General features: G+C 40.2%; 29 protein-coding genes and 1 pseudogene. 5 read left to right on the top strand and 25 right to left on the bottom strand.

What is annotated here, in order from left to right; all coding sequences use genetic code 11:
* Window positions 1–616 precede the first annotated feature (616 nt).
* From AT864_RS07620 to AT864_RS07600, 5 genes are all read right to left on the bottom strand, one after another.
* Complete coding sequence (locus AT864_RS07620) at window positions 617–1444, bottom strand: aldo/keto reductase (protein ID WP_044745561.1); 828 nt, start codon at window positions 1442–1444, stop codon at window positions 617–619.
* A 143-nt stretch (window positions 1445–1587) separates the two neighbouring features.
* Window positions 1588–2202, bottom strand: a complete 615-nt coding sequence (gene wrbA, locus AT864_RS07615; protein WP_066147913.1) for an NAD(P)H:quinone oxidoreductase — start codon at window positions 2200–2202, stop codon at window positions 1588–1590.
* 42 nt (window positions 2203–2244) lie between these two features.
* Window positions 2245–2949, bottom strand: a complete 705-nt coding sequence (locus AT864_RS07610) for a pirin-like bicupin family protein (protein WP_066147910.1) — start codon at window positions 2947–2949, stop codon at window positions 2245–2247.
* A 361-nt stretch (window positions 2950–3310) separates the two neighbouring features.
* The gene (locus AT864_RS07605; protein ID WP_044745222.1) at window positions 3311–4573 is read right to left on the bottom strand and encodes a dicarboxylate/amino acid:cation symporter; all 1263 of its coding nucleotides are present in this window, start codon (window positions 4571–4573) and stop codon (window positions 3311–3313) included.
* A gap of 152 nt (window positions 4574–4725) precedes the next feature.
* On the bottom strand, window positions 4726–5757 hold the full coding sequence (locus AT864_RS07600) for a TRAP transporter substrate-binding protein (protein ID WP_066147907.1): 1032 nt from the start codon (window positions 5755–5757) through the stop codon (window positions 4726–4728).
* A 241-nt stretch (window positions 5758–5998) separates the two neighbouring features.
* On the opposite strand from AT864_RS07600, the gene AT864_RS07595 reads away from it, so the two are divergent.
* The 3 genes from AT864_RS07595 to AT864_RS07585 all read left to right on the top strand — a co-directional run bounded on the left by AT864_RS07595 (window position 5999) and on the right by AT864_RS07585 (window position 9645).
* Complete coding sequence (locus AT864_RS07595; protein ID WP_066147904.1) at window positions 5999–7576, top strand: sensor histidine kinase; 1578 nt, start codon at window positions 5999–6001, stop codon at window positions 7574–7576.
* 19 nt (window positions 7577–7595) lie between these two features.
* Entirely contained in the window at window positions 7596–8267 is a 672-nt protein-coding gene (locus AT864_RS07590) for a response regulator (RefSeq protein ID WP_066147901.1), read from the top strand.
* 652 nt (window positions 8268–8919) lie between these two features.
* Window positions 8920–9645, top strand: coding sequence for a hypothetical protein (locus tag AT864_RS07585; RefSeq protein WP_044745218.1), 726 nt, complete (start codon window positions 8920–8922; stop codon window positions 9643–9645).
* A gap of 48 nt (window positions 9646–9693) precedes the next feature.
* On the opposite strand, the gene AT864_RS07580 is transcribed toward AT864_RS07585, so the two are convergent.
* The 12 genes and pseudogenes from AT864_RS07580 to AT864_RS18305 all read right to left on the bottom strand — a co-directional run bounded on the left by AT864_RS07580 (window position 9694) and on the right by AT864_RS18305 (window position 19047).
* Entirely contained in the window at window positions 9694–10917 is a 1224-nt protein-coding gene (locus tag AT864_RS07580) for a cell wall metabolism sensor histidine kinase WalK (protein ID WP_066147898.1), read from the bottom strand.
* Between the two features lie 11 nt (window positions 10918–10928).
* Entirely contained in the window at window positions 10929–11600 is a 672-nt protein-coding gene (locus AT864_RS07575) for a response regulator transcription factor (protein WP_066148364.1), read from the bottom strand.
* A 73-nt stretch (window positions 11601–11673) separates the two neighbouring features.
* Window positions 11674–12843 (bottom strand): ABC transporter permease, encoded by a 1170-nt coding sequence (locus tag AT864_RS07570; RefSeq protein WP_231734612.1) that lies wholly within the window; start codon window positions 12841–12843, stop codon window positions 11674–11676.
* Window positions 12821–13531 carry an ABC transporter ATP-binding protein gene (locus tag AT864_RS07565; RefSeq protein ID WP_066147892.1) on the bottom strand — a complete coding sequence of 237 codons (711 nt, stop codon included), beginning with the start codon at window positions 13529–13531 and terminating at the stop codon, window positions 12821–12823. The genes AT864_RS07570 and AT864_RS07565 overlap by 23 nt, the downstream gene beginning before the upstream one ends.
* 4 nt (window positions 13532–13535) lie before the next feature.
* Window positions 13536–14480 carry an efflux RND transporter periplasmic adaptor subunit gene (locus AT864_RS07560; RefSeq protein ID WP_231734611.1) on the bottom strand — a complete coding sequence of 315 codons (945 nt, stop codon included), beginning with the start codon at window positions 14478–14480 and terminating at the stop codon, window positions 13536–13538.
* Window positions 14481–14839: 359 nt separating this feature from the next.
* Window positions 14840–15394, bottom strand: a complete 555-nt coding sequence (gene lepB, locus AT864_RS07555; RefSeq protein ID WP_066147887.1) for a signal peptidase I — start codon at window positions 15392–15394, stop codon at window positions 14840–14842.
* A 454-nt stretch (window positions 15395–15848) separates the two neighbouring features.
* Window positions 15849–15995, bottom strand: a pseudogene (locus tag AT864_RS18310) (sporulation protein YhbH); the annotation flags it as partial.
* 112 nt (window positions 15996–16107) lie between these two features.
* A complete protein-coding gene (locus tag AT864_RS07550; RefSeq protein WP_066147885.1) occupies window positions 16108–16332 on the bottom strand; it encodes an HTH domain-containing protein in 225 nt (74 codons plus the stop codon).
* Entirely contained in the window at window positions 16320–16547 is a 228-nt protein-coding gene (locus AT864_RS07545) for a hypothetical protein (RefSeq protein WP_066147882.1), read from the bottom strand. The genes AT864_RS07550 and AT864_RS07545 overlap by 13 nt, the downstream gene beginning before the upstream one ends.
* An 80-nt stretch (window positions 16548–16627) precedes the next feature.
* Window positions 16628–17143 carry a replication-relaxation family protein gene (locus tag AT864_RS07540; protein ID WP_231734617.1) on the bottom strand — a complete coding sequence of 172 codons (516 nt, stop codon included), beginning with the start codon at window positions 17141–17143 and terminating at the stop codon, window positions 16628–16630.
* 34 nt (window positions 17144–17177) lie between these two features.
* On the bottom strand, window positions 17178–18350 hold the full coding sequence (locus tag AT864_RS07535; protein WP_066147878.1) for an FtsK/SpoIIIE domain-containing protein: 1173 nt from the start codon (window positions 18348–18350) through the stop codon (window positions 17178–17180).
* 133 nt (window positions 18351–18483) lie between these two features.
* The gene (locus AT864_RS18305) at window positions 18484–19047 is read right to left on the bottom strand and encodes a hypothetical protein (protein WP_231734610.1); all 564 of its coding nucleotides are present in this window, start codon (window positions 19045–19047) and stop codon (window positions 18484–18486) included.
* A gap of 219 nt (window positions 19048–19266) precedes the next feature.
* Here AT864_RS18305 and AT864_RS07525 point away from each other — a divergent pair, with 219 nt between their 5' ends.
* The gene (locus AT864_RS07525) at window positions 19267–19479 is read left to right on the top strand and encodes a helix-turn-helix transcriptional regulator (RefSeq protein ID WP_369815510.1); all 213 of its coding nucleotides are present in this window, start codon (window positions 19267–19269) and stop codon (window positions 19477–19479) included.
* 53 nt (window positions 19480–19532) lie between these two features.
* Entirely contained in the window at window positions 19533–20084 is a 552-nt protein-coding gene (locus tag AT864_RS07520) for a hypothetical protein (protein WP_066147873.1), read from the top strand.
* A gap of 80 nt (window positions 20085–20164) precedes the next feature.
* Here AT864_RS07520 and AT864_RS07515 read toward each other — a convergent pair whose 3' ends face one another.
* The 8 genes from AT864_RS07515 to AT864_RS07485 form a co-directional block, all read right to left on the bottom strand.
* The gene (locus AT864_RS07515; RefSeq protein WP_066147871.1) at window positions 20165–20854 is read right to left on the bottom strand and encodes an N-acetylmuramoyl-L-alanine amidase; all 690 of its coding nucleotides are present in this window, start codon (window positions 20852–20854) and stop codon (window positions 20165–20167) included.
* On the bottom strand, window positions 20851–21108 hold the full coding sequence (locus AT864_RS07510) for a hypothetical protein (RefSeq protein ID WP_066147869.1): 258 nt from the start codon (window positions 21106–21108) through the stop codon (window positions 20851–20853). The genes AT864_RS07515 and AT864_RS07510 overlap by 4 nt, the downstream gene beginning before the upstream one ends.
* 14 nt (window positions 21109–21122) lie before the next feature.
* Window positions 21123–21389 carry a hypothetical protein gene (locus tag AT864_RS07505; protein WP_066147865.1) on the bottom strand — a complete coding sequence of 89 codons (267 nt, stop codon included), beginning with the start codon at window positions 21387–21389 and terminating at the stop codon, window positions 21123–21125.
* Between the two features lie 21 nt (window positions 21390–21410).
* Window positions 21411–22556 (bottom strand): siphovirus ReqiPepy6 Gp37-like family protein, encoded by a 1146-nt coding sequence (locus AT864_RS07500; RefSeq protein WP_066147862.1) that lies wholly within the window; start codon window positions 22554–22556, stop codon window positions 21411–21413.
* A 41-nt stretch (window positions 22557–22597) separates the two neighbouring features.
* Window positions 22598–23263 (bottom strand): hypothetical protein, encoded by a 666-nt coding sequence (locus AT864_RS07495; RefSeq protein WP_066147859.1) that lies wholly within the window; start codon window positions 23261–23263, stop codon window positions 22598–22600.
* A 14-nt stretch (window positions 23264–23277) separates the two neighbouring features.
* Window positions 23278–24225 carry a hypothetical protein gene (locus tag AT864_RS07490; RefSeq protein ID WP_066147858.1) on the bottom strand — a complete coding sequence of 316 codons (948 nt, stop codon included), beginning with the start codon at window positions 24223–24225 and terminating at the stop codon, window positions 23278–23280.
* A gap of 181 nt (window positions 24226–24406) precedes the next feature.
* Window positions 24407–24544, bottom strand: coding sequence for a hypothetical protein (locus AT864_RS18130; protein ID WP_197431008.1), 138 nt, complete (start codon window positions 24542–24544; stop codon window positions 24407–24409).
* A gap of 1 nt (window position 24545) precedes the next feature.
* Window positions 24546–24866, bottom strand: a complete 321-nt coding sequence (locus AT864_RS07485) for a hypothetical protein (protein WP_066147857.1) — start codon at window positions 24864–24866, stop codon at window positions 24546–24548.
* Between the last annotated feature and the right edge of the window lies 1 nt (window position 24867).

Genomic DNA, 24867 nt, shown 5'->3' with positions numbered 1-24867 from the left:
ACAAATTCCTTTTTATTCTTGTCCGCTTTTTCAAGATGATTCGCTCCATCTTTTTTATCATGCTCATAGCTTATTCTCTTCTCCCCTTCAGCCGTGTTTTCGCCATATCAAATTGAGGGAACCTTTCGATCTTTTCGTTTTATTGGATCTCCATGATTCGCAAATGGAGCCAATGCCGAAGTCATGTATATATAGACGTAGCTCTTGTTCTATTTCATCGTTGGGTTTCAGAACAAGAAGCTTCTCCCCCCCCTATAAAATTAAAAAGGCTTCCATCATGAAGCCTTAAATTGATGATAAACATTTTTATCCTCCATCAATGGCGATCGCTCTTCCGCTTATGAGCTTCTTTCGTGCGATTTGCACCTCCCAGCTGCATTCTTTATTTGTGTTTTCAAGCCAGTTTGATGTGGAAGCATCGCTACAAATGGAGGCTATTAAAATGGTTGTAGCCAAAATCCATGTTCACTTTGACTACAACCTGAAAACCTTCTCTTATGACACCTTTTTACAGCAAGCAACCTTTTTTCTCACAGTACGACGTCTTAGAGATGAAAGGATACATGAATCTCTCCCAACTCCACTTTATAAGGTGCGAAACTTCTTAGTGAATATGTTAAAAATTAAAATTATCTGGATCGGGACCGATCCGCTCATTTTTATTGAGGGAATTAATTTTCTCCATGTCCTCTGCCGTTAATTCAAAATCAAAAATGTTTGCATTTTCTTTAATACGATGTGGAGTGACTGATTTTGGAATAGTCACCACTTCGTTTTGCAAATCCCAGCGAAGAATCACTTGTGCCGGTGATTTTCCATATTTCTTTCCGATTTCAATTAAAGTGGAATCATGAAGCAATTCCCCTTGCATAAGCGGCGACCAAGCCTCCAACTGAATTCCATGCTGTTTGCAGAAGGATCGAAGCTCTTCTTGAGTAAGGCGCGGATGATACTCCACTTGGTTTACCATCGGCTTAATTTGACAATCCGCAAGCAAATCTTCTAAATGATGAATCTGAAAATTACATACTCCAATAGCGCGCACGCGGCCATCTTTGTATAGCTGTTCAAGCGCACGATACGTATCCTTATACTTCCCCTTTACAGGCCAATGAACCAAATAAAGGTCCACATAATCAAGACCAAGCTTTTGCAAACTGTCCTCAAACGCTTTTAATGTAGTATCATATCCTTGATCTGAATTCCACACTTTTGTAGTAATAAAAAGCTCTTGTCGCGGCACGCCAGATTCCTTTATAGCCTGGCCGACTCCTTGTTCATTTTTATAGACTGCGGCTGTATCAATATGACGGTATCCTACTTCAATCGCTGTTTTCACCGCTTGAACTACTTCCTCGCCATCCTTTACTTTCCAAACACCAAATCCAAGCCACGGCATTTTGACACCATTATGTAAGATCGCTCCATCATGTAAGCTGTTCATTGCTTCTCCTCCTTCCAAATTTTACGTTTTCATTATCGCTTTTTTTGCTTTTAAAAAGCAAAAGATATGCTTGATCAAAAAACCGGCTTCTTATCGCCCTGTGGCGATGTTAGAAGCCGGTTTCATCTGATCTCATGAATTTTTTATTTTTGTAAACCGTTTTTCACCCATTGGGCGACTTGCACCGTGCGTTTTGCTTGATGTTTGACAGCCGCCTCAGCATCTTCAGCAATATTGCCGTTTTGATCTACTGTTACACTTGTACCATACGGATTTCCTCCGCCAGCAAAAATCGCCGAATCGGTATATCCTGGCGCTGCCACAATGGCTCCCCAATGATACATCGTTGTGTACAATTGCAAAATGGTTTGCTCTTGACCACCATGAGGATTTTGAGCGCTTGACATAGCACTTACCACTTTGTTGACAAGCTTCCCTTGGAACCAAAGCCCCCCTGTTGTGTCTAAAAATTGTTTAAGCTGCCCTGGAACATTGCCAAATCGGGTTGGTACGCTGAAAATAATCGCATCTGCCCATTCCAAGTCATCTAGCGTAACCGTTGGAACATCTTTTGTTGCTTCCACATTTGCCTTCCAAGCAGGGTTAGATTCAATGGCTGCCGCTGGAGCAAGCTCAGGAACTTTTAATACCTTTACGTCTGCCCCTGCGTCTTTCGCTGCTTCTTCCGCCCATTTCGCTAATTTGTAATTGGTTCCGGTAGAACTGTAATAGATGATCGCTAAGTTGACATTGGTCATATCCATTCTCTCCTTTATAAATATATAATCTCATTCCGCCTTTTAAGGCAGATCAATGAGCATTACCCGCGTATCGGTCTCAGCGGCTATTTTTAATTGAGGGGTTTGAGCCATTCGTGCAGAATCTCGTTTATATAGATTAACCTCCTCGTTAACCTTCAATTCTCCATCAATCACAAACAGGAAAATGCGACGGCCGCTCTCCTGCTCAAATATGATCTCATTTCCCGCTTCGATATCTGACAAATAGATGGTTAAATCCTGATGAATGTGCGCCACATTAGGAGATTGTGGATTTTTCGCTACAACAGGAAGCCATTGGTTTTTCAATTGGCTTATATCAAAGTCGGTTCTCTCATAAGACGGAGCAAGGCCTTGACGTTCTGGCAAAAACCAAAGCTGCAGCAAATTCACATCCTCTGTCGCTGATGGATTCACCTCAGAATGAACAATTCCAGTTCCAGCCGACATTCGCTGAATGCCGCCAAATGTAGTAACGGCCTCATTGCCTAAACTATCTTTATGTTTCAGCTGACCGCTAAGCACAATCGACACAATCTCCATTTCTTGATGGGGATGTGCACCAAATCCACGAAGTGGTTTGATCACATCATCATTTAATACACGCAAGGGGCCAAAATTTACGTTAGTTGGGTCAAAATACTCAGCAAAAGAAAAACTAAAGTGCGTATCTAGCCAACCATGAGTTGCATGATATCTTTCATCTGCCGGATATATTTGAATCAACCTAGCTCACATCCTCCCAAAAGTCAAAAATCTCGAAATCGAGATAATAAATTTTGATCTAATAAATTTTTAATTCGAGATTTATTATACAAACAATAAATGCCATTGTCAACCTATTTTGAATAAAAAAGCATACACTTCCTTTTTTACTTTTTTGTATGAGCATGGAGCCTATATAGTGTAACGACGGCTGAAGGAAAATCTACTTCTTTGCCTTCGACCGCCGATTTTTCTGAAGATATTGGTTCATGCTGAACCACGCTCTTTCAAAAGCAATATAGTCAGCATGTCCAAGAATTCATTTGCCGAAATCTTGCGCTAGCTATATTCCATGATCTTTTCTGTCATCCTCCACCGTCCATTACTGGGCGATGGTCATCTTTTGATTCATCTCAGGATTGCCCTCAGTATGAAATTCCTTTTCCATTTTTGAAACAACAACTGTAGCTACCCCGTTTCCGATGAGATTCGTGATAGCGCGCGCTTCCGACATAAAGCGATCCACTCCAAGAAGCAATGCAATTCCCTCTACTGGAATCATCGGAAATGCTGTGAGCGTTGCCGCCAGCGTAATAAACCCTGATCCCGTTACTCCTGCCGCTCCTTTCGAAGTCAGCATTAACACACCTAACAATGTGAGTTCTTGCCATATGGTCAGATCAATCCCGTACGCTTGTGCAATAAACATGGCTGCCATGGAAAGATAAATCGATGTTCCATCTAAATTGAAAGAATATCCTGTCGGAACCACAAGACCAACGACCGATTTAGAGCACCCGTACTTTTCAAGTTTTTCCATCATTTTTGGCAAGGCTGATTCTGAAGAAGATGTTCCGAGTACAAGCAAAATTTCGTCTTTAATGTATGCAATAAATTTAAAAATGCTAAATCGATAAAATTTAGCAATCGCCCCCAACACAAGCACGATAAATAAAAACATTGTCATATAAACAGATCCCATTAGCTTTCCAAGGGCCACTAAAGAGCTTAATCCAAATGTACCGATCGTATAAGCCATAGCGCCAAAAGCGGCAAGAGGAGATACCTTCATTACCATGTTAACAATACGGAAGAAAATATCAGCTAATCTTTCAAATAAATCTACTACTGGCTTTGCTTTTTCTCCCATTGCCGCTGTCGCTAATCCAAACAGTACAGCAAAGAAAAGAATCGGAAGCAGGTCTCCCTTCGCCATCGCCCCAACCACATTATCAGGAATAATACTTAATAAAAACTCGACAATCCCGTGGTCCGTTGCTTCTGCCTGCTTCGTATACTGGGAAACATCGCCCCCCTTTATCGCGTCTATATTAACTCCTGCACCAGGCTTGATAAGATTGACAACGATGATCCCGATAGCTAAAGCAAACGTCGTCACAATTTCAAAATAAATGAGCGCTTTACCGCCAATTCGTCCTACCTTTTTCAAATCCCCCATGTTTCCAATACCGATGACAACAGTAAAGAAAATAATGGGTGCGATCAGCATTTTAATCAACTTAATAAATCCATCGGCTAGCACCTTTAGCTGCGTTCCAAAATCGGGAAATAAAAAACCTACCAAAATACCAAGCACAATTCCCGTGAGCACTTGAACCGTTAAATTTTTAAAATGAATCCTCATCCTTCTGTCCCCCTCTATTTGATAACGCTTTCATTTATCATCGCCTTTATCTTAACAAACGACAGAAGAGTATGAATATTATGGTAATATTGTTCATTTTGTTCATTTTGTTCTTCAAACCAAATCCATAAAAAATACTGAGCCAATGAGGCTCAGTGCTGAATCTTCCGCAAAAGATCGTTGCCAAATTCTCTCTGAAATTCTTCATATAATGGTCTAAATGACTGTTTCCATTTTTCTCTTTCTGTTTCTGTAAGTTCATAAATATGCATTTGCTGATTTTGTTTCATTCGTTCCAATTCTTCTTGATTTTGTTGTTTAGACTGCTGTAAATTCCATCTCGTTGTCTCCTGCATGGCTTCGGTAATTTTTTCTTGAATATCTTTTGGTAAATTATTCCATAAACTGCCGTTGACTATAACAGCATAGCCAAGATAGCCATGATTACTGATTGTTAAGTATGGTTGAAATTGATAAAACCCTTTTGAATAAATATTGGAGATCGTATTTTCTTGCCCATCAAATTCATGCTTCTCTAACGATTCATAAACACGGTCAAAAGAAACTACGATCGGATTGGCCCCTAAAACCTGAAACTGTTTGCTAATGACTTCACTCGGCATCACCCGAAACCTTAATCCTGAAAAATCGTTTGGTTCAATCAATAGCCGGCGATTGCTCATCATCTGTTTAAAACCATTGCTCCATAACGCAAGCCCTTTCATCCCTTCGCGGTCAAGCATCGCTAATAATTGCTTTCCGACCTCTCCTGTAAATGTTCTTTCGACATCGCTATAATCTTGAAAAATAAACGGCAAATCCAGAACCTGCCACTCTGGAATCAACTGTGTGACCTTTGACAATGATGGGGCAATCATTTGCACATCACCGCGCAATAAGGCATCGATTTCTTCCCCGTCTGAGTATAAAGATCCATTTGGAAATACTTCTACCTTCACCCGGCCATTTGTCTTCTTCTCCACCAATTGAGCGAATTTCTGCGCTGCTAATCCTTTTGGTGTATTTTCAGCGACAACGTGGCTAAAATAAATCACAATTTGCTTGTTTAACCCTTGCTGTTCATCATCATAAACAAGCTGCTCCGGCTTTTGAATTTGTATCATCCATACGATTACAGCAGCTAAAATAGCCAATAAGCCGGTGATCATCCATTTTCTTCTCATGCTTCTCTCCCGTCACCTGTTTTCTGCTTTGAGAAAATTCTAACATATACAGAGAGAAATGATAAAATAGATAGAAGAAAAGTTTTATGCTTTATGATCAAGACACAATGGAGGATCTGTTTTGGGAACCCATCGCTTCAATCTTTCTCCTGTTTTTTCTGCTGCCTCTCACGGTCAAAAAACAGAGAGGCAACAGGCAAAACAACTGGCATGCTTTGTCTTTCTGAGAAGGAGTTGACAGATGAAAAGACTATCGATTCGTTGGAAAATTACAGCCCTTATCTTTTTTATTGTGAGCTTCTCTTTACTGTTAGGCGGCATTGTGATTGTCGGAAATTTCGTTCACACAAAGGAAGAAGAGCTGAAACAACGCGCTCTTTTAACTGCGCGCACGGTCTCTGAACTTCCAGAGATCAAGCAAAATATAATAGGAACACCAGCTGGGCGACACTCTATTAATGCTGTGGTGGAACGTTTACGAATCATTCATGGAGCGACCTATATCGTCGTATTAGATCAACATCGTATTCGATTATCCCATCCTGTGCAAGAAATGATTGGCAAGCCGTCATTTGGAAAAGATGAAGGCCCTGCCTTCGCTGAACATACATACACATCTAAAGCTCGCGGTGAAATTGGCACGGTTATTCGCGCATTTGTTCCGATTATGAACAACGATCACCAGCAGATTGGCGTCGTTATCGCCGCTTATCAGCTTCCGAGCGTCCTAGAAGCATTATTATCCTTAAAAATAGAAATTTTGCTTACCGCTGGCCTTTCTTTATTGTTTGGGGGAATCGGATCTTGGCTGCTTGCTTCTCATATTAAGCGGCAAATGTTTCAACTGGAGCCGCATGAAATTGCGAAGCTGCTTGTTGAGCGAACAGAGACATTTAATGCGATGCATGAAGGGGTTATTGCCATTGATAAAGATGAAAAAATTACGATTTTTAACGACAAAGCGAAACAAATGTTAGGAATTTATGAAGATGTCATTGGCAAACCGATTCGTTTGATCCTTCCCGATACACACTTACCGGAAATCCTGCAAATCAATGAGCCAATCTATAATAAAGAACTGCAAATTCGGCATTTAAATATTTTAAGCAACCGAATTCCTATTAAAGTAAATGGTCAAATTGTCGGAGCCGTCGCTATTTTTCAAGATCAAACAGAAGTCAAAAAGCTGGCGGAGGAATTGACAGGAGTGAAAGCCTTCGTCAGCGCCTTGCGGGTTCAAAATCACGAATATATGAATAAGCTTCATACCATTGCTGGCCTTATTCAGCTCGGCCATAAAGAAAAAGCGCTTGAATACGTATTTAAGATAACTGAAGAACAGGCCGAACTGACTAAATTTTTAAGCCAAAAGATTAAAGATGATAGTATTTCCGGACTGCTGCTTAGCAAAATCCGCCGCGGAAAAGAGCTCGGCATTCAAGTCATCATCGACCGCCATAGTAAGCTCAAAAAACTCCCAAGTGCGTTAGACCATCATGATTTCGTGGTTATACTTGGAAATTTAATCGAAAACGCCTTCGACTCTTTTCAAACGATGATTGAGCGAAAGAAAGAAATTTATATTAGCATTGAACAGAATGATGAACTCTTATGCCTTTCAGTAGAGGATAACGGTTGCGGTATCGATCAGCGCCATCTCCCTTATATTTTTGATGAAGGATTTTCAACAAAGGATAAAAAGAACCGGGGCATCGGCTTATATCTCCTTCAACAAATCGTCAGGAAAGGGAACGGAAAAATCCATGTAGAATCAGAGATGGGCAAGGGAACCATTTTTACTATTACATTCGACATGTAAGAAAAGGGGAAAATAAAGAATGTACAAAGTGCTATTAATCGAAGATGACCCGATGGTGCAAGAAGTCAATCGACAATTTATTGAGCAAGTTCCGCACTTTAAAGTGATCGGTATATCCTCAAATGGAATCCAAGGAATCGAAATGGTGCGCCGTCTTCATCCTGATTTAGTCATCGTTGATATTTATATGCCGCACCAAGATGGACTGGAAACATTGCAGAAGATTCGAACAGAGGGGCACGCCGTTGATGTCATTGCCATTACCGCTGCCAGCGATATAGAGACGGTAAGACGTGTACTGCAAAACGGCGCATTTGATTATATTATGAAGCCATTCAAATTTGAACGATTAAAACAGGCATTAGAAAATTATCATACTTTCCGACAAAAGCTGACTATTAAAACCACATTAACACAGCAAGAATTGGACGGGCTTTTGCAAATGCCGCAGATCGAAAGAAATGGCGGACTTCCAAAAGGATTGAATGAGATTACACTTCAAAAAATCATCAATTACCTTCAGCAACAGGCAATCCCTGTTTCAGCAGAAGAGGTAGCTGAGGGAGTCGGAATTGCCCGCGTCACTGCCCGACGTTATTTAGAATATCTAGAAAAGCAACAAAAAGTGCAAATCGATATTCAATATGGCGGAGTCGGCCGGCCTATTAACCGCTATATGTTAAAACATTAGCTTTTCTATATAAGTGATGAATGACTTTAGCAATTGGCCCCATTTGCGAATGATCGAGGCCCTGCGAAAAAAGGGAATAGACGGCCCATCCAAAAGCAGAATTCTATTTTCTTCGATGGCCGGAGACAAATCTACGACTTGCCTTTTCGTCACAAGAAGGTAAGATAAAGATCTGAAAGCAGCGCTGCTCGACCGCCCACGCCCAGACCATCGCAAAACCGGCCAAATTCTATCTTACAAATACAATCATGCCATGTAGCTTATGATTGTGATAGAATGATGAATAATCCATCCTTTTCACATGATTCATTCAAAATCAAGAATATCCATGCCCTGCTTGTGGGAGAACAAGCAACAAAGTAGTTTGATTCTAAATGATTTTCTATCCATTTTTCAGAAAGCGATTAGCGTTAAGGTAATAAGCGTCATTTGAACTTCTATTTTCATCCATTTTCTAGCGCCCCCTCCACCTACACTTCGTTAAGAGATGAGGAGCTTCTCGATGGATGATGTTAAAAGGTTATAGTAAAAAAATAGGCAGAAAGCCTCTATTTCGCATATTGCGGCACATTTTTAGTAAAATAATGGATAATTCGTACTCTTCATATGATATAATAATGATATTCTTCCATTTATTTAAGGAGGGCTTTTTATGAAATCACTATACAAAATATTGACACTGTTTGTAGCAGGAACTGTTCTTCTAGCTGGTTGTGGCACAAAGCAGGAAACTGAAAAAACGGCAACAACTCCAAACGCTAACACTGCCAGCACTCAAGACAACAGTAGCACAGACAACAGCAACAAAGACAGCAGCGTCAGCACGAATAATAACAATTCGACAGATCATCATAACATAGGCACTGACAGCCCGAATACGGACAATGCATCTCAAACAGAGGCCAAACCTCCCACTAAGAAAAAGCTATCTTATACTAAAGATGGAAAAACATATGAAGAAACAGGAAAATTAGAAACAAGTGAAAACCAATCCTTCTCTCTTTATGTTTTAGGGAACTGGAAGCTTGAAGCAGAAGAACCGAATTCTGATGTTCTCCTAAAAGATCGTTCATTTGTCAGAATCCGCCTAGTGCAGCCAGACGACAACGAAACGGACTATGCCAAAATGGTCGAAGATCAAGCCAAGGCAGTGACCTCCGACGCTGTCCAGCAAGAAACCAATAACCTGCAAGGAATGCTTCATCAAGCGGTCTGGTACAAAGCTTATACAAACGATACGGCCGTAAATGTGCTTTGGATCAAAGGAAACGTTCCAATGATTGTTAATATCCAGACACCGCGTAACCAAGAAGTACTGGAACCTATTTTTGCAATGCTAGAGACGATTCAAAAACTGGATACTTCCCAAACGAATTAATTCGCTTGATTTGGCAATGGGAAGGTGGGAGATTTCTCGGTGGATCTGTTAAATTTTTTGATTTTTAGGAAAGGTAATTTCAAAACAGGTCCCTTCACCTAGCTTACTTTTCACTTTCACCTTCCCATAATGCTGGTCGATAATCCATTTCGCAATGGAAAGCCCCAAACCTGCTCCATCTGATGCGGCGCGAGCTTTATCGCTTTGGTAGAAGCGATCAAAAATTTTCGGAATGTCCTCTTCTGCAATACCGATTCCATTATCCTGTACTTTTAGTATAATAGAAGATGCGCTTTGATGGCAGGAAAGATGGATTTTTCCTCCTTCCTTTGTATATTTCATGGCATTATCTAATAAAATCACAATCAGCTGATGAATCCTTTCTCTATCTCCCGCAAATAAAAGAGAAGGTTCACTATCTAGCGTCATTTCTTTTTGCTGATAGGAAGCAATTTCATCATAATGATTGACAATTTCCCGCAGCAACTCATCGATTCGAAATGGCTCCTTTTTCATCTCGATCTGATTTGAATCCGAACGGGCCAATGTTAATAAATTCGCTACCAGCTTAGAAAGACGTCTGCATTCTTTAGCAATGACGGAGATATCGACAATTTTTTCTTCGATGGTCGCCGAAGGAGAGCGAAACAATAAATCCGTTTTCGCCTGTATAACCGCTAAAGGTGTTCTAAGCTCATGAGAGGCATCGGAAACAAACTGCTGCTGCTTTTGCCAAGCGCTTTTAATGGGCACCAGCGCTCGTTCAGCAAGAAAATATCCCGCTGCCACCGAGCAAAGAAGAGCGACGCCGCCTCCTGCTATCATCAGCAGCAACAGACGATTTAAAATTTCTTTTTCCGAATTGATATTCCGCAATATTTGCACAGTTATTTTACCAAACGCCGTATCTATAGAGACAGCCATTGTTCGAAAATATAAATGGTCAATTTGGATATCATATAGCTCATTTAACTGTTGGGGATAAATGGTGAGCTCGTTCTGTTGAAACAATGTTGTGTTCGCATTCGGATCAATGATTTTTCCTTGTTCGTTCCAAGCAATAATAAAAAGGCGAGGATCCCGCAGCGGAGCGATTCTTTCTCCCGCCTCCCCATATTGAACTCGCTCCATCGCACGAATAATGGTCTCATCCACATCTTTATATAAGCGCGTTTGCAAATACGAATATAAAAAAACACCAAGCATGCTAATAAGAATGAAAAAAACAAATGAGTTTAAAATCGTCAGTCGAATATGGGTACGTCGAAACATAGAGGTCTCTCCTATGATTCCGCAAGCATGTATCCCACGCCGCGAATCGTTTTAATATCTGTATGATAGCCAAACGGCTCCAGTTTTTTGCGCAAATGATGAATAAATACCTCGACAATCGCAATCGTCGTATCTGAATCAAATCCCCATACACGATCATAAATTTGTTCTTTCGTTAAAATCGTTCCTTTATTATTGATCAGATATTCCAGCAACTCATATTGCTTCGCAGTCAAGCGAATGAAATGATCATCGACTTTAATATCCTTTTCTTTTCCTAGCAATTCAATCCCGCGATAGCGAAGGGTTTGATTCGTCGTTAAGCTGCCGCTTCTCCTTAATAAAGCACGCAGGCGCGCCTTTAGCTCCGCAGCCTGAAACGGCTTTACCAAGTAATCATCCCCGCCAAAATCAAGTCCCTTTACCCGGTCCTCAAGCGAATCTTTTGCCGTTAAAAATAGAACTGGCGTTTGAATCTCTTCTGCTCTCATTTTCTGAACAATCGCAAAGCCGTCGATTTCAGGAAGCATCACATCCAATATGATTGCATCATAAATATTTTGCCGTGCCAAAAATAGCCCTTCCTCGCCGTTTGTCGCACTGTCTACTGTAAACTCATCATTTAAAATTTGAATAATCGATTGCAATAAATCCACATTGTCTTCTACGATTAATAGCCGCACCCAGTTCCCCTCCTTCTTTCCAATATACAACAAAACGAAGCGGTCGCAAAAGGCGATCGCTTCATTTCCAAAATCAATCATAACGGAGTGCTTGAATCGGATCGAGCTTTGCCGCTTTGCTAGCCGGAAAGACCCCAAAGACAATACCGACAATTAACGAGAACAAGAATGCAATGAGCACGACAGACACAGAATAAGACACAGATAACTTCAGCGTCACAGAGAGTATTTGGCCAATTCCTAAACCAAGTCCAATGCCGATTATCCCTCCAAAAGCACTTAACACAGCGGCCTCAATTAAAAATTGCAGTAAAATATCTCTTCGTTTGGCACCAATGGCTTTACGAATTCCAATCTCTTTCGTTCGTTCTGAAACGGATACGAGCATAATATTCATAATCCCGATTCCGCCGACTAAAAGTGAAATACCTGCAATTCCTCCAAGCATCATGGTCATCGTATTTGTCACCGAACTCATTGTATCCATTAAATCTTGCTGATTAAAAACACTATAGCTATCTTGATGGTCTGGGAACATGCGCATCAAAGTTCGTTCGATTTCTGCCATTATCCAGTTTAATTGTTCAGCACTTTTTGCTTGAATATACATGGTTTGTACATTGGTATTCTTCGTGATACGCTGTGCCGTTGAAAGCGGCAGCAAAATAACATCATCGCCGCTTTGTCCCATGGAACCTCCTTTGGATGCAAGCACCCCTACTACTTTAAAAGATATTCCATCCACCTGAATATATTTTCCGACCGGATTTTCCATTCCAAACAGCGTTTGCGCAGTATTAGCTCCTAAAACAGCTATTTTTTGGCGATATTCTACATCGATATCTGACAAAAAGCGCCCTTGGCTAACTTGAGCCTCTCGCACAGTCTGGTAGGAAGCAGTCGTCCCGATCAACGATACTTGCGTAGCGGTCGTGCCATTTTTAACACTTACACGCCCTGATACAACTGGAGCGATCTCCTTCACCCCGTCCAGTTTACGAAATTTTTCGGTATCTTCTACCGTCAGTTTTACAATATCTGAATTCATCACATTGACCGTTAATAAATTGGTTCCTAATTGATTAATTTGCTCTGCTACAGCTTTACTTGATCCTTGGCCAATCGAAATTAAAACAATGACAGAAGACACGCCAATAATAATTCCAAGCATTGTTAAAAAAGAACGTAGCTTATTGCCGCGAATGCTGCGCATCGCCATTTTAATCGACTGAAGAAGCCTCAATGAAATCACCTCTGCTTTCAAATAAACGACCATCTTGAATACGTACGATGCGCTTCGCCTGTTTGGCCACTTCCCAATCATGGGTAATGATAATAATCGTATGCCCTTGTTCATTTAGTCCTTTCATAATGTTAATAATCTCTTGACTCGTTTTACTATCAAGTGCTCCCGTCGGCTCATCTGCCAGCAAAATAGGAGGATTGCCCACAAGCGCTCGCGCGATTGCCACACGCTGCTGTTGCCCGCCTGATAGTTGGCTTGGCAAATGATGAGCACGTTCTATTAATCCGACTTTTTTAAGGCATTCTTGCGCTATTTGCTGCCTTTCTTTTATTTTCATTCCTCTATACAATAGAGGGAGTTCGACATTTTCCAGCGCAGTTAGGCGCGGCAATAAGAAAAAATTTTGAAAAATAAAACCGATTTTCTCATTTCGAATGGCTGCTAGTTCATTGTCATTCAATCTGGCAATTTCTTTTCCATCAAGAAAATAGCTGCCAGCATCTGGTCGATCCAGGCATCCGATCATATTCATAAAAGTCGACTTTCCTGAACCAGAGGGTCCAACAATCGCCAGGAAATCGCCACTGTGAATCTGCAAAGAAATTCCTTGTAAGGCTTGGACCACCTCACCGCCTAGGCGGTATGTTTTCGTCATATTTTGTATTTCAATAATTGACTTGGCCATTTGCCTACTCCCCTCCTCGGTAGCTTCTGCCACCCATACCGCCTGCCCCATTCATTCGCGGCATACGGTTCATCATTCCGCCAAACTCCATTCTGTTATTCATATTTGAGCTTGTAACTGCCGTTCTCGGCAATTGAACAATCTCTCCCTCTTCTAATCCTTCAGTGATTTCTACGTAATCTTCATTATTGATCCCTGTTTTTATGATCTGTCGTCTAGTAGCTTCGCCATTTTCCGAAGAAGATGGGTCAGTGACAACAACAAACTTTTGTCCATTGATCGTATTAACAGCTTCAATCGGCACGTATAACACGTTATCCTTGCTTTCTACTAAAATACTTGCTTCTGCTGTCATGCCAACCTTCACATTGGTTGATTTATCAAGATGCACTGTCACATCAAATGTTGAAACACCATTAGAGACGGTTCCCTCATTTGCAATAGAGGTCACCTTGCCGCTGTATGTTGTATTGGGAAATGCATTGATTTTCACGCTTGCGGTCTGGCCTGCTTTTATTTTCGGAATATCTAATTCATCGATTTGTACCGTCACTTGTAAATCATCATAATTAGTAAGATGAGCAACAACTTGACCTATTGTTACTCGCTGTCCTGGCTCTACTGCTACTGATGTCACCGTTCCAGCTGCCGGCGCCGTAATTGGATCGCTGCCATCTGTAAAAGTTATCAGCTCTTGCCCTTCTGTCACTTTCTCGCCTTCAGAAACAAGGACTTCGTCTACTTCCTTGTTGGCTTTTGCTTTGAGATCTTCGCTTGTAACAGGCTGGATCGTTCCATTGCCACTTACCTTCACTTCCAACTTTCCTTTTTGCACAGAGGCTGTAGGTGTTTGCGCTACAACAGTATCTTTTTTGCCCATTGACCAAATCCAAACACCTCCGCCAATCACCACAATGGCAACAATGAATATAACTATCCATTTTTTCAATACAGACTCCTCCTTATTGAAACTATTTAAATTGGCTAGTCCTATTATGCAAATCATTTCTTAATTTTTTCTTAATAAAATGGCTTCCTTCTGAGGGAGGAGCTTGAATCTTTCACTTTCCTAGCGTTTCACTAACCCATTCTTTATGTCAGACTGATAAGACAGGAGCGCTTTATCTTACAGGATCCTATTTACACAAAAAAGCATTCGCGGCGATCGCCCGCGAATGCTTAAAACGAAAAACGATGGGAGGGTTATTTATAAAAGAAATGATCTTTAATGAACCGCCCCACTTCCACTCCGTTAAGAAGTGGGAGACTCCTCGATGGATTATGTTAAAAGGTATAAAAACAGTTGCTTTATTTCACTAATCCTGCCTCATCCACTGGCCATATCCGTAATACAGCCTTACCTACAATATCCTTCATTGGCACAAGTCCAAAATAACGGCTATCCTTGCTGACTAAACGGTTATCCCCTAACACAAAAACGTACCCTTTTGGAATGACTTTTTTATTTGTAATTTCCTGCAAAGTAAAATCTCCTGTCACAAGGCCTTCCGTCTCATTTTTCTCCTTCCATGTTTTTAAATATGGTTCATTATAGGCTTTACCATTAATGTATAAAGTATCATGCTTCATTTCAACGGTATCTCCGGGTAAGCCGATAATTCTTTTGATATACTTTTCTTTTGAATCAGGAGCATTGAATACAATGATATCAAAGTGCTTGTATCCCTCCCATTTGCTGAACTTGCTCACGATCAGGCGATTATCATTTTGCAGAGTCGGCAGCATGGACTCCCCTTTCACAATATAAGGAGCAAAAATTAGATTTCTAACTACGACTGCAATAATAACGGCAATTCCAACCGCCTTTCCCCATGATACGATCTCTTCTTTCCAATTTGACATGATCCATTCCCTCTCTTTCTTCTCTGCATTTATCCTTTTGTCGTTTCATTCCCCATATTGATCAATCTTTACAGGTCTGGCTTCTGCTGCGAATTCAGGCCACGCCATCTTCTTAAATAAACATCTATGTATGATCATCCTCACTATTCCAATTATTACTATATGAGTTTATCATATCATCGAGAGAGAGGAGCTAGCAACACCTCGATGGCCTGCTTCGTAAGAAAAGGGCAAAACATCCACCTACTGGCGAAGATCGTACAAGCCCCACTGAGGAGAGCTCGAACCAAGCCAAGTTTGGTCCTGCGCCGTCGCTGAATGAAGGAACCGCCGCAATACGGAGAGGAGCGATTCGAGCCGATGGCGCTTGAAGCTAGACAGCGCCTCACTTCTTTTAAAAAAGGCAAGATCATAAATTCTGATATGATAAAAAAACCCCTGCATCACGCAAGGGCTATACAAGTGTTTTATTTTCCTCTTTTCTAAAAAATGTGGTCATCGCGTGAAACACATCCGATTTTTGCTTGAGAATATAGTAACGAAATTTCTCATCTTTAATGTTTTTATAAGCAGACATGAGAGTCGAATGGCGATTGTACTGATACAACTATACACCCTATACACTTCAGTGTATCAAATTTAATTTATAATATCCTAATAAATATTATACAATACAGATTGAGCTTTAGGAGCATTTAAAAAAGGCATCATAATTAATTGATGCCTAATTTTAAGATTCTTAGTGTTCTTGGTTTACCGAGTTCCCATGTAATATAACCTTCTCTTCGTAATTTTTCTAGATGAGCAAAAATAGTTGAAGTTGAGGAGATGTTTAGCATTTCACCAATCTCCTTCATCGTCGGTGGGTAATGATGTTTTTCTAGATATTGAACAATGACCATCAAAACTTCATTTTGTCTCTTTGTTAACTTGCCCATGCTTTTCTTCCTTTCTTCCTTGCAATGCTAATGGATAAAATATTTTCAATTTTAAATGTCCTATACTGGTTTCTAAGCTTACAAAAAGCTACAACTTTATTTTTCTGAATTTCCTCAACGATAATAACTCTCTGGCTGATCACACCTTTGTCAGACAAATAGATCATTTCTAATGGTTGTTGCGTAGATAATGAATGTAATAATAAACCTTTCACAACAATCACTCCCCCTTATTTACATTGTACACGAACATTAGTTCTGTAATCAACAGAAAAAAACAAACATTCGTTCCTGTTTAAAAGTCCTGTTTACACAACACTTCATACGTAATACCATATTCCTTACACCATTTCTCCAGCTTCTCTTTTCTTGTCTGCGAAACCGTGTACCAGAGTAGAATAGGTTCGCCGATCTGCTGGCGCTGAATGACACGAAACAAGGAAGCGTATAGCTCGATCTTTTGTTTGTTTTTCGGCATCTGTTGCTGTAGATCAACCTCGAGGAAATACAACTGGTCATGATAGGTGAAACGTGCGTCGGAAATGATTCGATATTCTTTTCCGTCCTCTTTCCATTCTGTTTTGCATTCGCTTTTCCAAGTTTTTGGGTAATGATAAAAGATATAAATGTCGTTCCTCATCAGTGTGTGTTCGAGCTGACCATTTTTTCTAAACTCTTTTTTTGCTCCGACCAACTCACGTCCTCTCTTGTTCAAATAGTAAATGTTCTCGTTCAATCGGACATGATGAAGATACTCGCCCATTTGTTGTAAAATCCTGTTTGCGTTCCGTTTGCTGCCCAACTCAAACATATGCTGCAGCTGTGAGCGACTCAATGCCCCTAACTCACTCAAAGCGTACAAAATCTTCTCTTGTCTCTCCCCCATCTTTTGATTTTTGAGGCTTTGCAACTCGGTACACCTCCATCCTTTTCATCATTTCATCATCAGTGATGTATGGCACTTGAACGATTTTTTTCTCATGTGTTTTTACGATCGCGCGGCCTTTTATGTCCGATGGCAGTTCCTCTGCCCCGTAATCGTCAATCGCAACCATCGAAGCGTACCCAGCTGGCAAACGAAATGTGATTTTTAAATCCGCATTCTGTTTGATCTGACGCGGTAAGGTGTCGCTAGTCGGATACTGTGTGCAAAAGATGAGCCGCATACCTAAAGCCCCTGCAACTCGTGCCGCTTCTGCAAGAGTGTATTGACACGCTGCCAACATATCCTTTTGTGCTTTGGTCATGAATTTGTCTGGCGCTAGTTGAGCCCCTTCGTCGACAATGATAAAAAGACGTTTCTGCAAAGGTGTATCAACAATATTGGTCCATCCATTTTTCCTGAATTCCGCCATACGCTGCTCCATAAGCATATGAACGATGCGTAACGCTTCGAATGCTTCTACCGGATCACTGGCAACCTCAATAACTTGCTTTAAATCCCTGTATTTTTCGAACTCCAATCCTCCTTTTAAATCAATGATAATAAATTCCGCATCATCCGGATGATGTTCAATTAGATACGTCATCATGTTTTTGAGCATAACGGTTTTTCCGAACCTTGCCGTTCCGCTGAGTGTGCAATGTGGCGTTTTGTCAAAGTCATGGAAGTGCCATCCCCTCTCATTAAACCCGAGTGGCACGACCCAGCCTGCCATGTCTGGAACATCACGATAGAGGACTTTTTTCGGGATGTCGTTGTGAAAAACGTCGATGTACAGCCACTTCTTGAATGTGACTTCAACAGGCTTGTCGAGTGTAGATGAAAGTATTTCCTCAATAGGTTCCAACACTTTTTTTGGCAACCCTAACGGCACACGATAGACATATCGGACACCGTAATCTTTTTGCTCCGTAGCAATCAACTTCGGATAGACAAAATCTTTCCCTTCCACCGCGCCCACTTTGAGGTTTTTGAAAACTTTCCGTATGGCCATTTCGTCAACATCACGCTTTTTCATACCGACGTACAACGCCGACGCACCCGAAAGGACAGGAATAGCAAGAAGTTCAAGCAAGAAAAAACACCTCCGAAAAAAGAGATACTATCCTAAGAAACGGGCATATTCCCGATAGCTTGAACATATATGAGAAATAAGAAACACAGGTCTGCCCGCCCGTGTTCTGTATGGGAATATGCGTGGGAACATGTCACAAGAACAAAACGGACAACTTGTGCATGAGGTAGAACATGCTCGCGCATATTCCCGCCTGCATACCCACGTTCAAGACAAGGGACACGCTATCTTTGTCCACCCAGCCACGATTTTCCGCATAGGCAATTCCAATCAACACAAGCCCGCCGACAATCACTTCGATCATTTTTTTGTTCCCCCTCGGATGTTTGTAAAAATTCCGTTGATACCACTCGCTTCCGTCGTCTTCGATCATCTCCGCTACGTAATCCAAAATGAGCGACTTCGGTATGCTGATATATTCCTCATCCTCAATGTGCCCCAACTCCTTGCCGATCTGTTCGTACAATGAGTAGTAGCCTTTGTATTGTTTGTCACCGACTTCGAACCTCTTGATGTAGTCGAATAGCTTCTGTTTCTTCCTCTTTGTGTCCGCTCCTCGATATAACTCACGAAGATAGTCCGAACTGTGTAGATAAGGTGTGTGGTCAAGATACTCAAACTCGCTCATTTTCCTGTGTTTCTTTCGGTGTTCCGCATAGGCTTGAAAAATGCTATGCAATACCCCTTCGTGTTCCAATCTACATTCCTCCCTTTATTCCCTGTTTTTCTAAAAGACTTTGAGATTACTAGCTTTGAAGGAAATCGGGTATGTTATGAGGAATTTTATCGAGTATGGTAAAGAGTATGAAAGATGGTTTGTCCAATATATCTTGTCCTTTTGATTTTTTCTAAAAAAAGTTTTGATCTTTTTTAAAAGAACAAGAAGTGAAGTATTATGAGGTGAATAACAATGGGAATAAAGTGCAGGTTAAAAATCATAATGGCCGAATTAGGGATTAAACAAAAATGGCTGGCCCAAAAAGCTGAAATAAGCCACGCGCAGTTGAGTGCATTAGCAAACAATAAGAATTTACCCACACTCCCTGTTGCTTTTCGGATCGCTAAAGCATTAGGGATGAGAATTGAAGACATATGGTATGAGGAGGAAACAAGAAAAGAATCTACTTAAAGCGAGTAGTATAATAAAAAGTATTAAAACATACACCTAAGGAGGAAAAACGAGTGAAAAAATTTTTTATGAGTGTACTGATATTGTTGGTGTTTTTATTCGCTGGATGTAGTGTTGATAAAACGGAAACGAAAGCGAAAGACGAATCTACACAGACAAAAATTGATAATAGCTTGGATAAGCTCCCCTTCTTTCCGATTACTTTAGATAAATTTATATCTGGCTACAACTCAACCTCTGGAGCTGTACCAATCCAAGAAGGTAAGTTAATGAAACTTGATAATAAGGGATACTATAAAGATTTACTTTATGAGGAAACCAAAGATTCTCAATTAATACTTCGTGCTATTTATGGACACGACAAAAAATTAAGACGAATATCTTTCCTTCAAAAACTACCTGACGATCAGATACTGAATGATCGAGGTATAGCTATTTTGAATGGAACAATTCACAGCCTAGGAATAAGAGCCAATCAACTAACGGATTTTTTGAATAGCGAAGAAACAACAGGATTCTTTAACGAAAACGGCTATTATGTACAAATTACAAAAATATCTCCAGGACTATTTACTCTTATAATTGATAAAGCTGCTAAAAATTAATTTAGGCCCCTCTCGAATGAGAGGGGCTTTTTGCATTATGCTGACTTATAAAAACAAAAAGCCCCGCCAAACGGCAGGGACTATACGATAATCGCTGGGTATCCTTTTTTCTTCAGTTCTTCTGCTAGATTCTCAGCATTCCGGCGGTCGCTGAAGGCGCCGACTTGCACACGATATAGTTTTCCGTCAGGCACTTGTTGCGATGGCATTGGTTTTGATTTTTGTGACAATCCCAAGAATTTTGCGATGCCGCGTGCGTGTGCTTCTCCGACAGCTTTGAGGAACGCCTCGTTTTTCAATAGTTTGGCATCGTTGGAATCGATAAATAAATTCTCGGTTAGGACAGCTGGCATTTTCGTTTCACGCAACACCGCATAGTTAGCTCTTTTTTTGCCTCGGTCCGTGATATTTCCAAACTGACGCATCGTGGACAAAATTTCACCATGCAGCACGTTTTGCAACGCGACTGTTTGAGAGGAAACGCCGCCGTTGTAAACGTAGCTTTCGAATCCAGCTCCTTTCCCAGCGTTGATATGCACGCTGACAAATACGTCTGCTCCCCAATCGTTCGCCATTTTGGCACGCTGGCTCAATGTCAGCGTTTGATCTCCTGCACGGCTGACACGTTGCTCAAATCCAGTGTAATTCTCAAATAGGTGATCTACAGCATACTCAACGATTTGATGTGTCAAGGTCTTTTCCTGCAACCCATTTGCAACCGCTCCTGGATCACTGCCGCCGTGCCCTTTGTCCCAAAAGATTTTTTTCATTTTCGGTCCTCCCCTTTCTCCAAAGCATATTTCACTGTCGCCACCGAACCGATACCATACAGCGCATATTTCAATCCAGCAACGAGAACTTCAAACGAAAAGGCGCGGTTTTCAAAGCCTGCAAAAGCAACGCCTAGAAATACTGCAACAATCGGAATATAGCGATTTGAAAGGTTGGTAGCTTGACGAATAGCATACAACAATACGGCCAACGCCACATACGCCGTGAATTCAATTGAAAAAATTGCTTCCATATCTTTCATCCTTTCTAGCTCTTCAGATAATTTAAAAGTGCAAAAATAAAAGTGACCGCCAAGGCACTGACGCTCACAAGCAAAGAAATATTTTCCCTTTTGTTCTTTTCTTGTTTGTCCAGACGTATTTCGATTTGCCCAAAACGCAGTTCAGCTTCGTTTCGTGTCAAAAAGTTCGCACTATACGCATCTAACTTCGATTCAATTCTTTCAAGCCCTTTTGACAATGCTGCCAGTTGGGTCTCGAGTGTGGCAATTCGTTCGTAGTCTTTTTGCTCCAATAGAAGAACCTCCTTAAAGCCCTATTTTCGGACTTCTCCACTAATTTGATTCAATTCCTGTTTCAACTTTTTCACGAGCGTCGGCCTGCTCTCGCCAAACGTCGCCTCGATTTGAAAGCCGCTTGGTTCGTATATTTCTTTGATTTCGGTGATGCGCGTATCCCGCGTCACGCCCCATTCCCGGCTTTGAATAGTCACAATATCTCCGAGATCATAATCCTTTTCATATACAAAAGGCGAATTCGTGAGAATTTGTCCCTCGAGGAAAAATTCCTCGGCAAACTCCGAAAGCTTTTGCTGGCCACGCTCCCGAAGTTTCGCAATGACTTGCTCTTCTGGCAACGACTGCTGATCTCCATCTTGTTCCGATATATCTCTGGCATCAATGAATGTTTCAATCCTTGAAAGTCCTTCAGCTTCTCCAACCGTGACAACACGGCGATCAGTTCCTTCTCCTTGGCCAGCGATGTAGCCATAGTTGCGATAGTTGAAGTCAGACTCAACAAAACTCAATTGTTTCAGCGATTCAAACTGCGGGCTAAAAATAACAGGCGGATTCTCTGTCTGATTGACTGTGAGATTCCGCCCTTCAAATACATCGAATATCCATTTTTTCTGTTGGAAGTCGAGGAACACATCCCATCCAAGCCCGCTAGCTTTGGAAATCTCGATCAATTCATCGGCAAGGTTTTTGAAGCGTGATTCCCAATTGATTTGTGAACCACGCTGCTGGTCAGAAGCAAGAACGAGCATGTCAATTTTTCGTTTCACATCGGCAGGATTGACAGTGTGATTGTCGATATAGCGCTTCATGACCGTTTCGGCAGCTCCATTTGCTCGGTCATGGCTATCGCCATCAGGAGGAACCGTAATCCGTTGCGCCACGACTCCTTTCAACGCAATACCTTTCACGAGCCAGTTTTCCGATGCTTTTCCGTTTTCATCAAGCACAATTTCACGATGTTTGATGATACCAACCTTGTTTCGATGTGAGCCGAGCATAATCAAATTGCCGCGCTGCAGCAATTCTGTATGCCGTTTATGCCGGTTGATACGCAGCTCAAATTCCCCCACTCCGTGCCATCGCCTTGTGAATAGCAACGATTCATAGTCATCAATTTCTACGAGTAAATCGAGTGCCGGTGTCAAAATCCGAATCGGTTTCATGTGTCACCTCCTTAAAAAGGTATTCATCTAACATTTTTATCTTATTTCTTTGTTTCCTCCGGCTCTTTTAAATAATTTATTGTCTCAGATGCTGCATTAATGTTAAAACATTGATATAAGTTATATATAAAACTTTTCAATTCGATAATGGCATTTATTATAAACGTCAAGTAAAAAGCTATCAAAAGAGATGCTAAAGCGTTATTAGCCTCAATTGACAAAGATTTTATACACCATTCTTTCGGAATATTTTTAAAAATTATAAACAATACTAAATTCAATAGCATGATAAACAGATATAGGATACTGACTCCTAGAAAAAACAAGTTATATTCTTCGAATTTACTCCCTTTTTTACCATTAACTATTATTAGATTGATTAAAGTAGAGCCATTAGCAAGCGCTTGAAAAATGGCATATCCAGTTATAACTACAGCAAAAGTCGGGATTACTATCTCGCTGACTTCTTTAACAATATCCATAAAATTACTAATAACGCGCCCGTTTTTTATTAATACAAAAAAATACAAAAGGAATAAACCAATAAATACTAATAATAAAAGTTTTTTTCTTCGCTTAGATGGTGCTAAAAATTTAATGCTTTCTATAATCAAGACATCAGAAGGGTTCTTACTTGTAGGAGAAGAATGTTCACTAAGCAATCTTTCTGTATTTTCTTTTAACTTTTCCCTTCTTTTTTGATTCATTACAACCTCCTGCTTTATCGTAATAATTTATTATACAAGCTCATCAATCCATCGAAAAACCTCTCATATATTTTCTGATTCTCTTCGCTTGTTTCATCAAATTCCTCTCTATTGATAGCCTTAGCAGCAATATTATTGATATTTTCTTGAAAAGTCTCTTGATCATCTAAAGGGATTTTCATTTCCTCAGTGAACTCTTCATCTCTTAGTGTTTTCAAAGAACCATTTTTATAAACCACCTGAACAGAAGGTTTTACAAGTCCTTTTGTATCGTCAAGGAGCTCAGCTATCTTTTCACGATTTTTTGGTGTATTAAATTGTGTATATCCACTATTGCTGTCAACTTCCCCTAACATTTCCCTCAAGTAGTTAAATGTTTCATTAGTTGAAACATCCCCATTAAGTGGGTAGAACCTCAGAGTAACCCTCTTAATTTTTTTTACCCTTTTGAGTTCCTCTTTGATTACACCTGCAAATGGTATTGCAACAACATTCAAATTCGCTTTAGGAAGTTTAGCATCTTTTTCTTCTATCTCCCTGTTTGTTTCTTTTACATATAAAGAAAGAACATGTTTTGCGGTAGACGAAAAATTCGAGAGACTTGGACTACCTTTTTGGTTTTTAACTAAAACAAGTCGATGATTTTTTAAATTAATCAAGAAATATGAATAAGGATCTGATGGTACTACTTTATTAGTTCTCACTAACCCCTTTTCTTCCTCATATAAGGATTTAATCTCTAGCTTAGTTCTTTTTATAATTAAACCGACTAACATAAATTGTCCATTTACCATTGTCAATTTCACACTATCAAAAAAATATTTATTTCCATCGTGTTCACGTATATAGTTGCTTTGAAAAGCCGGAAGTATAATATCTTCAAAATGTTCTAACATAGGTTTGTTATCTTTCCCAAAAGTACAATTAAAATTAGCAATGTACATGGATTTATTCTCTAACATTCCAAACTGATCCCCCTAATCTTTTTATACTATCGAAAACTATTTTATCACTTTTAATATAGATTTTTCGGTTCAAATTTACACATTTTGATAAATTTATACATAAAAATATTTCTGGGGGATATTACACATATTCGTAAAATACAAAAATTGTATAAAATGAATTTTGATTAATCTTTTCTTATTGTTTTATTAATTCCTCTCTACCTTTAGAAATTAAATAAGCGTCAATCCCCTCCTTTAAGTCCGGTCGACGCTGGATCACAAATTCGTATGTGTATGCTCCGTCAAGGATTCTTTGAGCGAGATAGTTTGCCATGTTACATACCTCCTAAAATAAGATCATCTAATGCTTGTTGCGTGATTTCAATTCGCTCCTTTAAGTCTTGATTCTCCTGTTTCAGTAGCTGCAATTTTTCTTCCGGTGTTAACGGACGGTCAACGTATTCATAAAACAGTTCATTGGTTTCTAAATTATACATAAGTATAGGCATTTTTCCTGCTATTACTTCCGATGTTGGTATTTCTCCAACCTCAATATAATTTTCAAGTTCATTTTCAGGAAGAATACTTGGGTCAAAAACTTGAACATCAACCGAAGCAACGTTATTCGTTATTTTACCTAATTTAATCAATGCCATT

The organism is Anoxybacillus sp. P3H1B (genome assembly GCF_001560855.1).
In the GTDB taxonomy this organism is placed as follows: Bacteria; Bacillota; Bacilli; order Bacillales; family Anoxybacillaceae; genus Anoxybacteroides; species Anoxybacteroides rupiense.
Note: the sequence above shows the minus strand (reverse complement) of the source record. Positions and strands in the feature narration are given on the sequence as shown.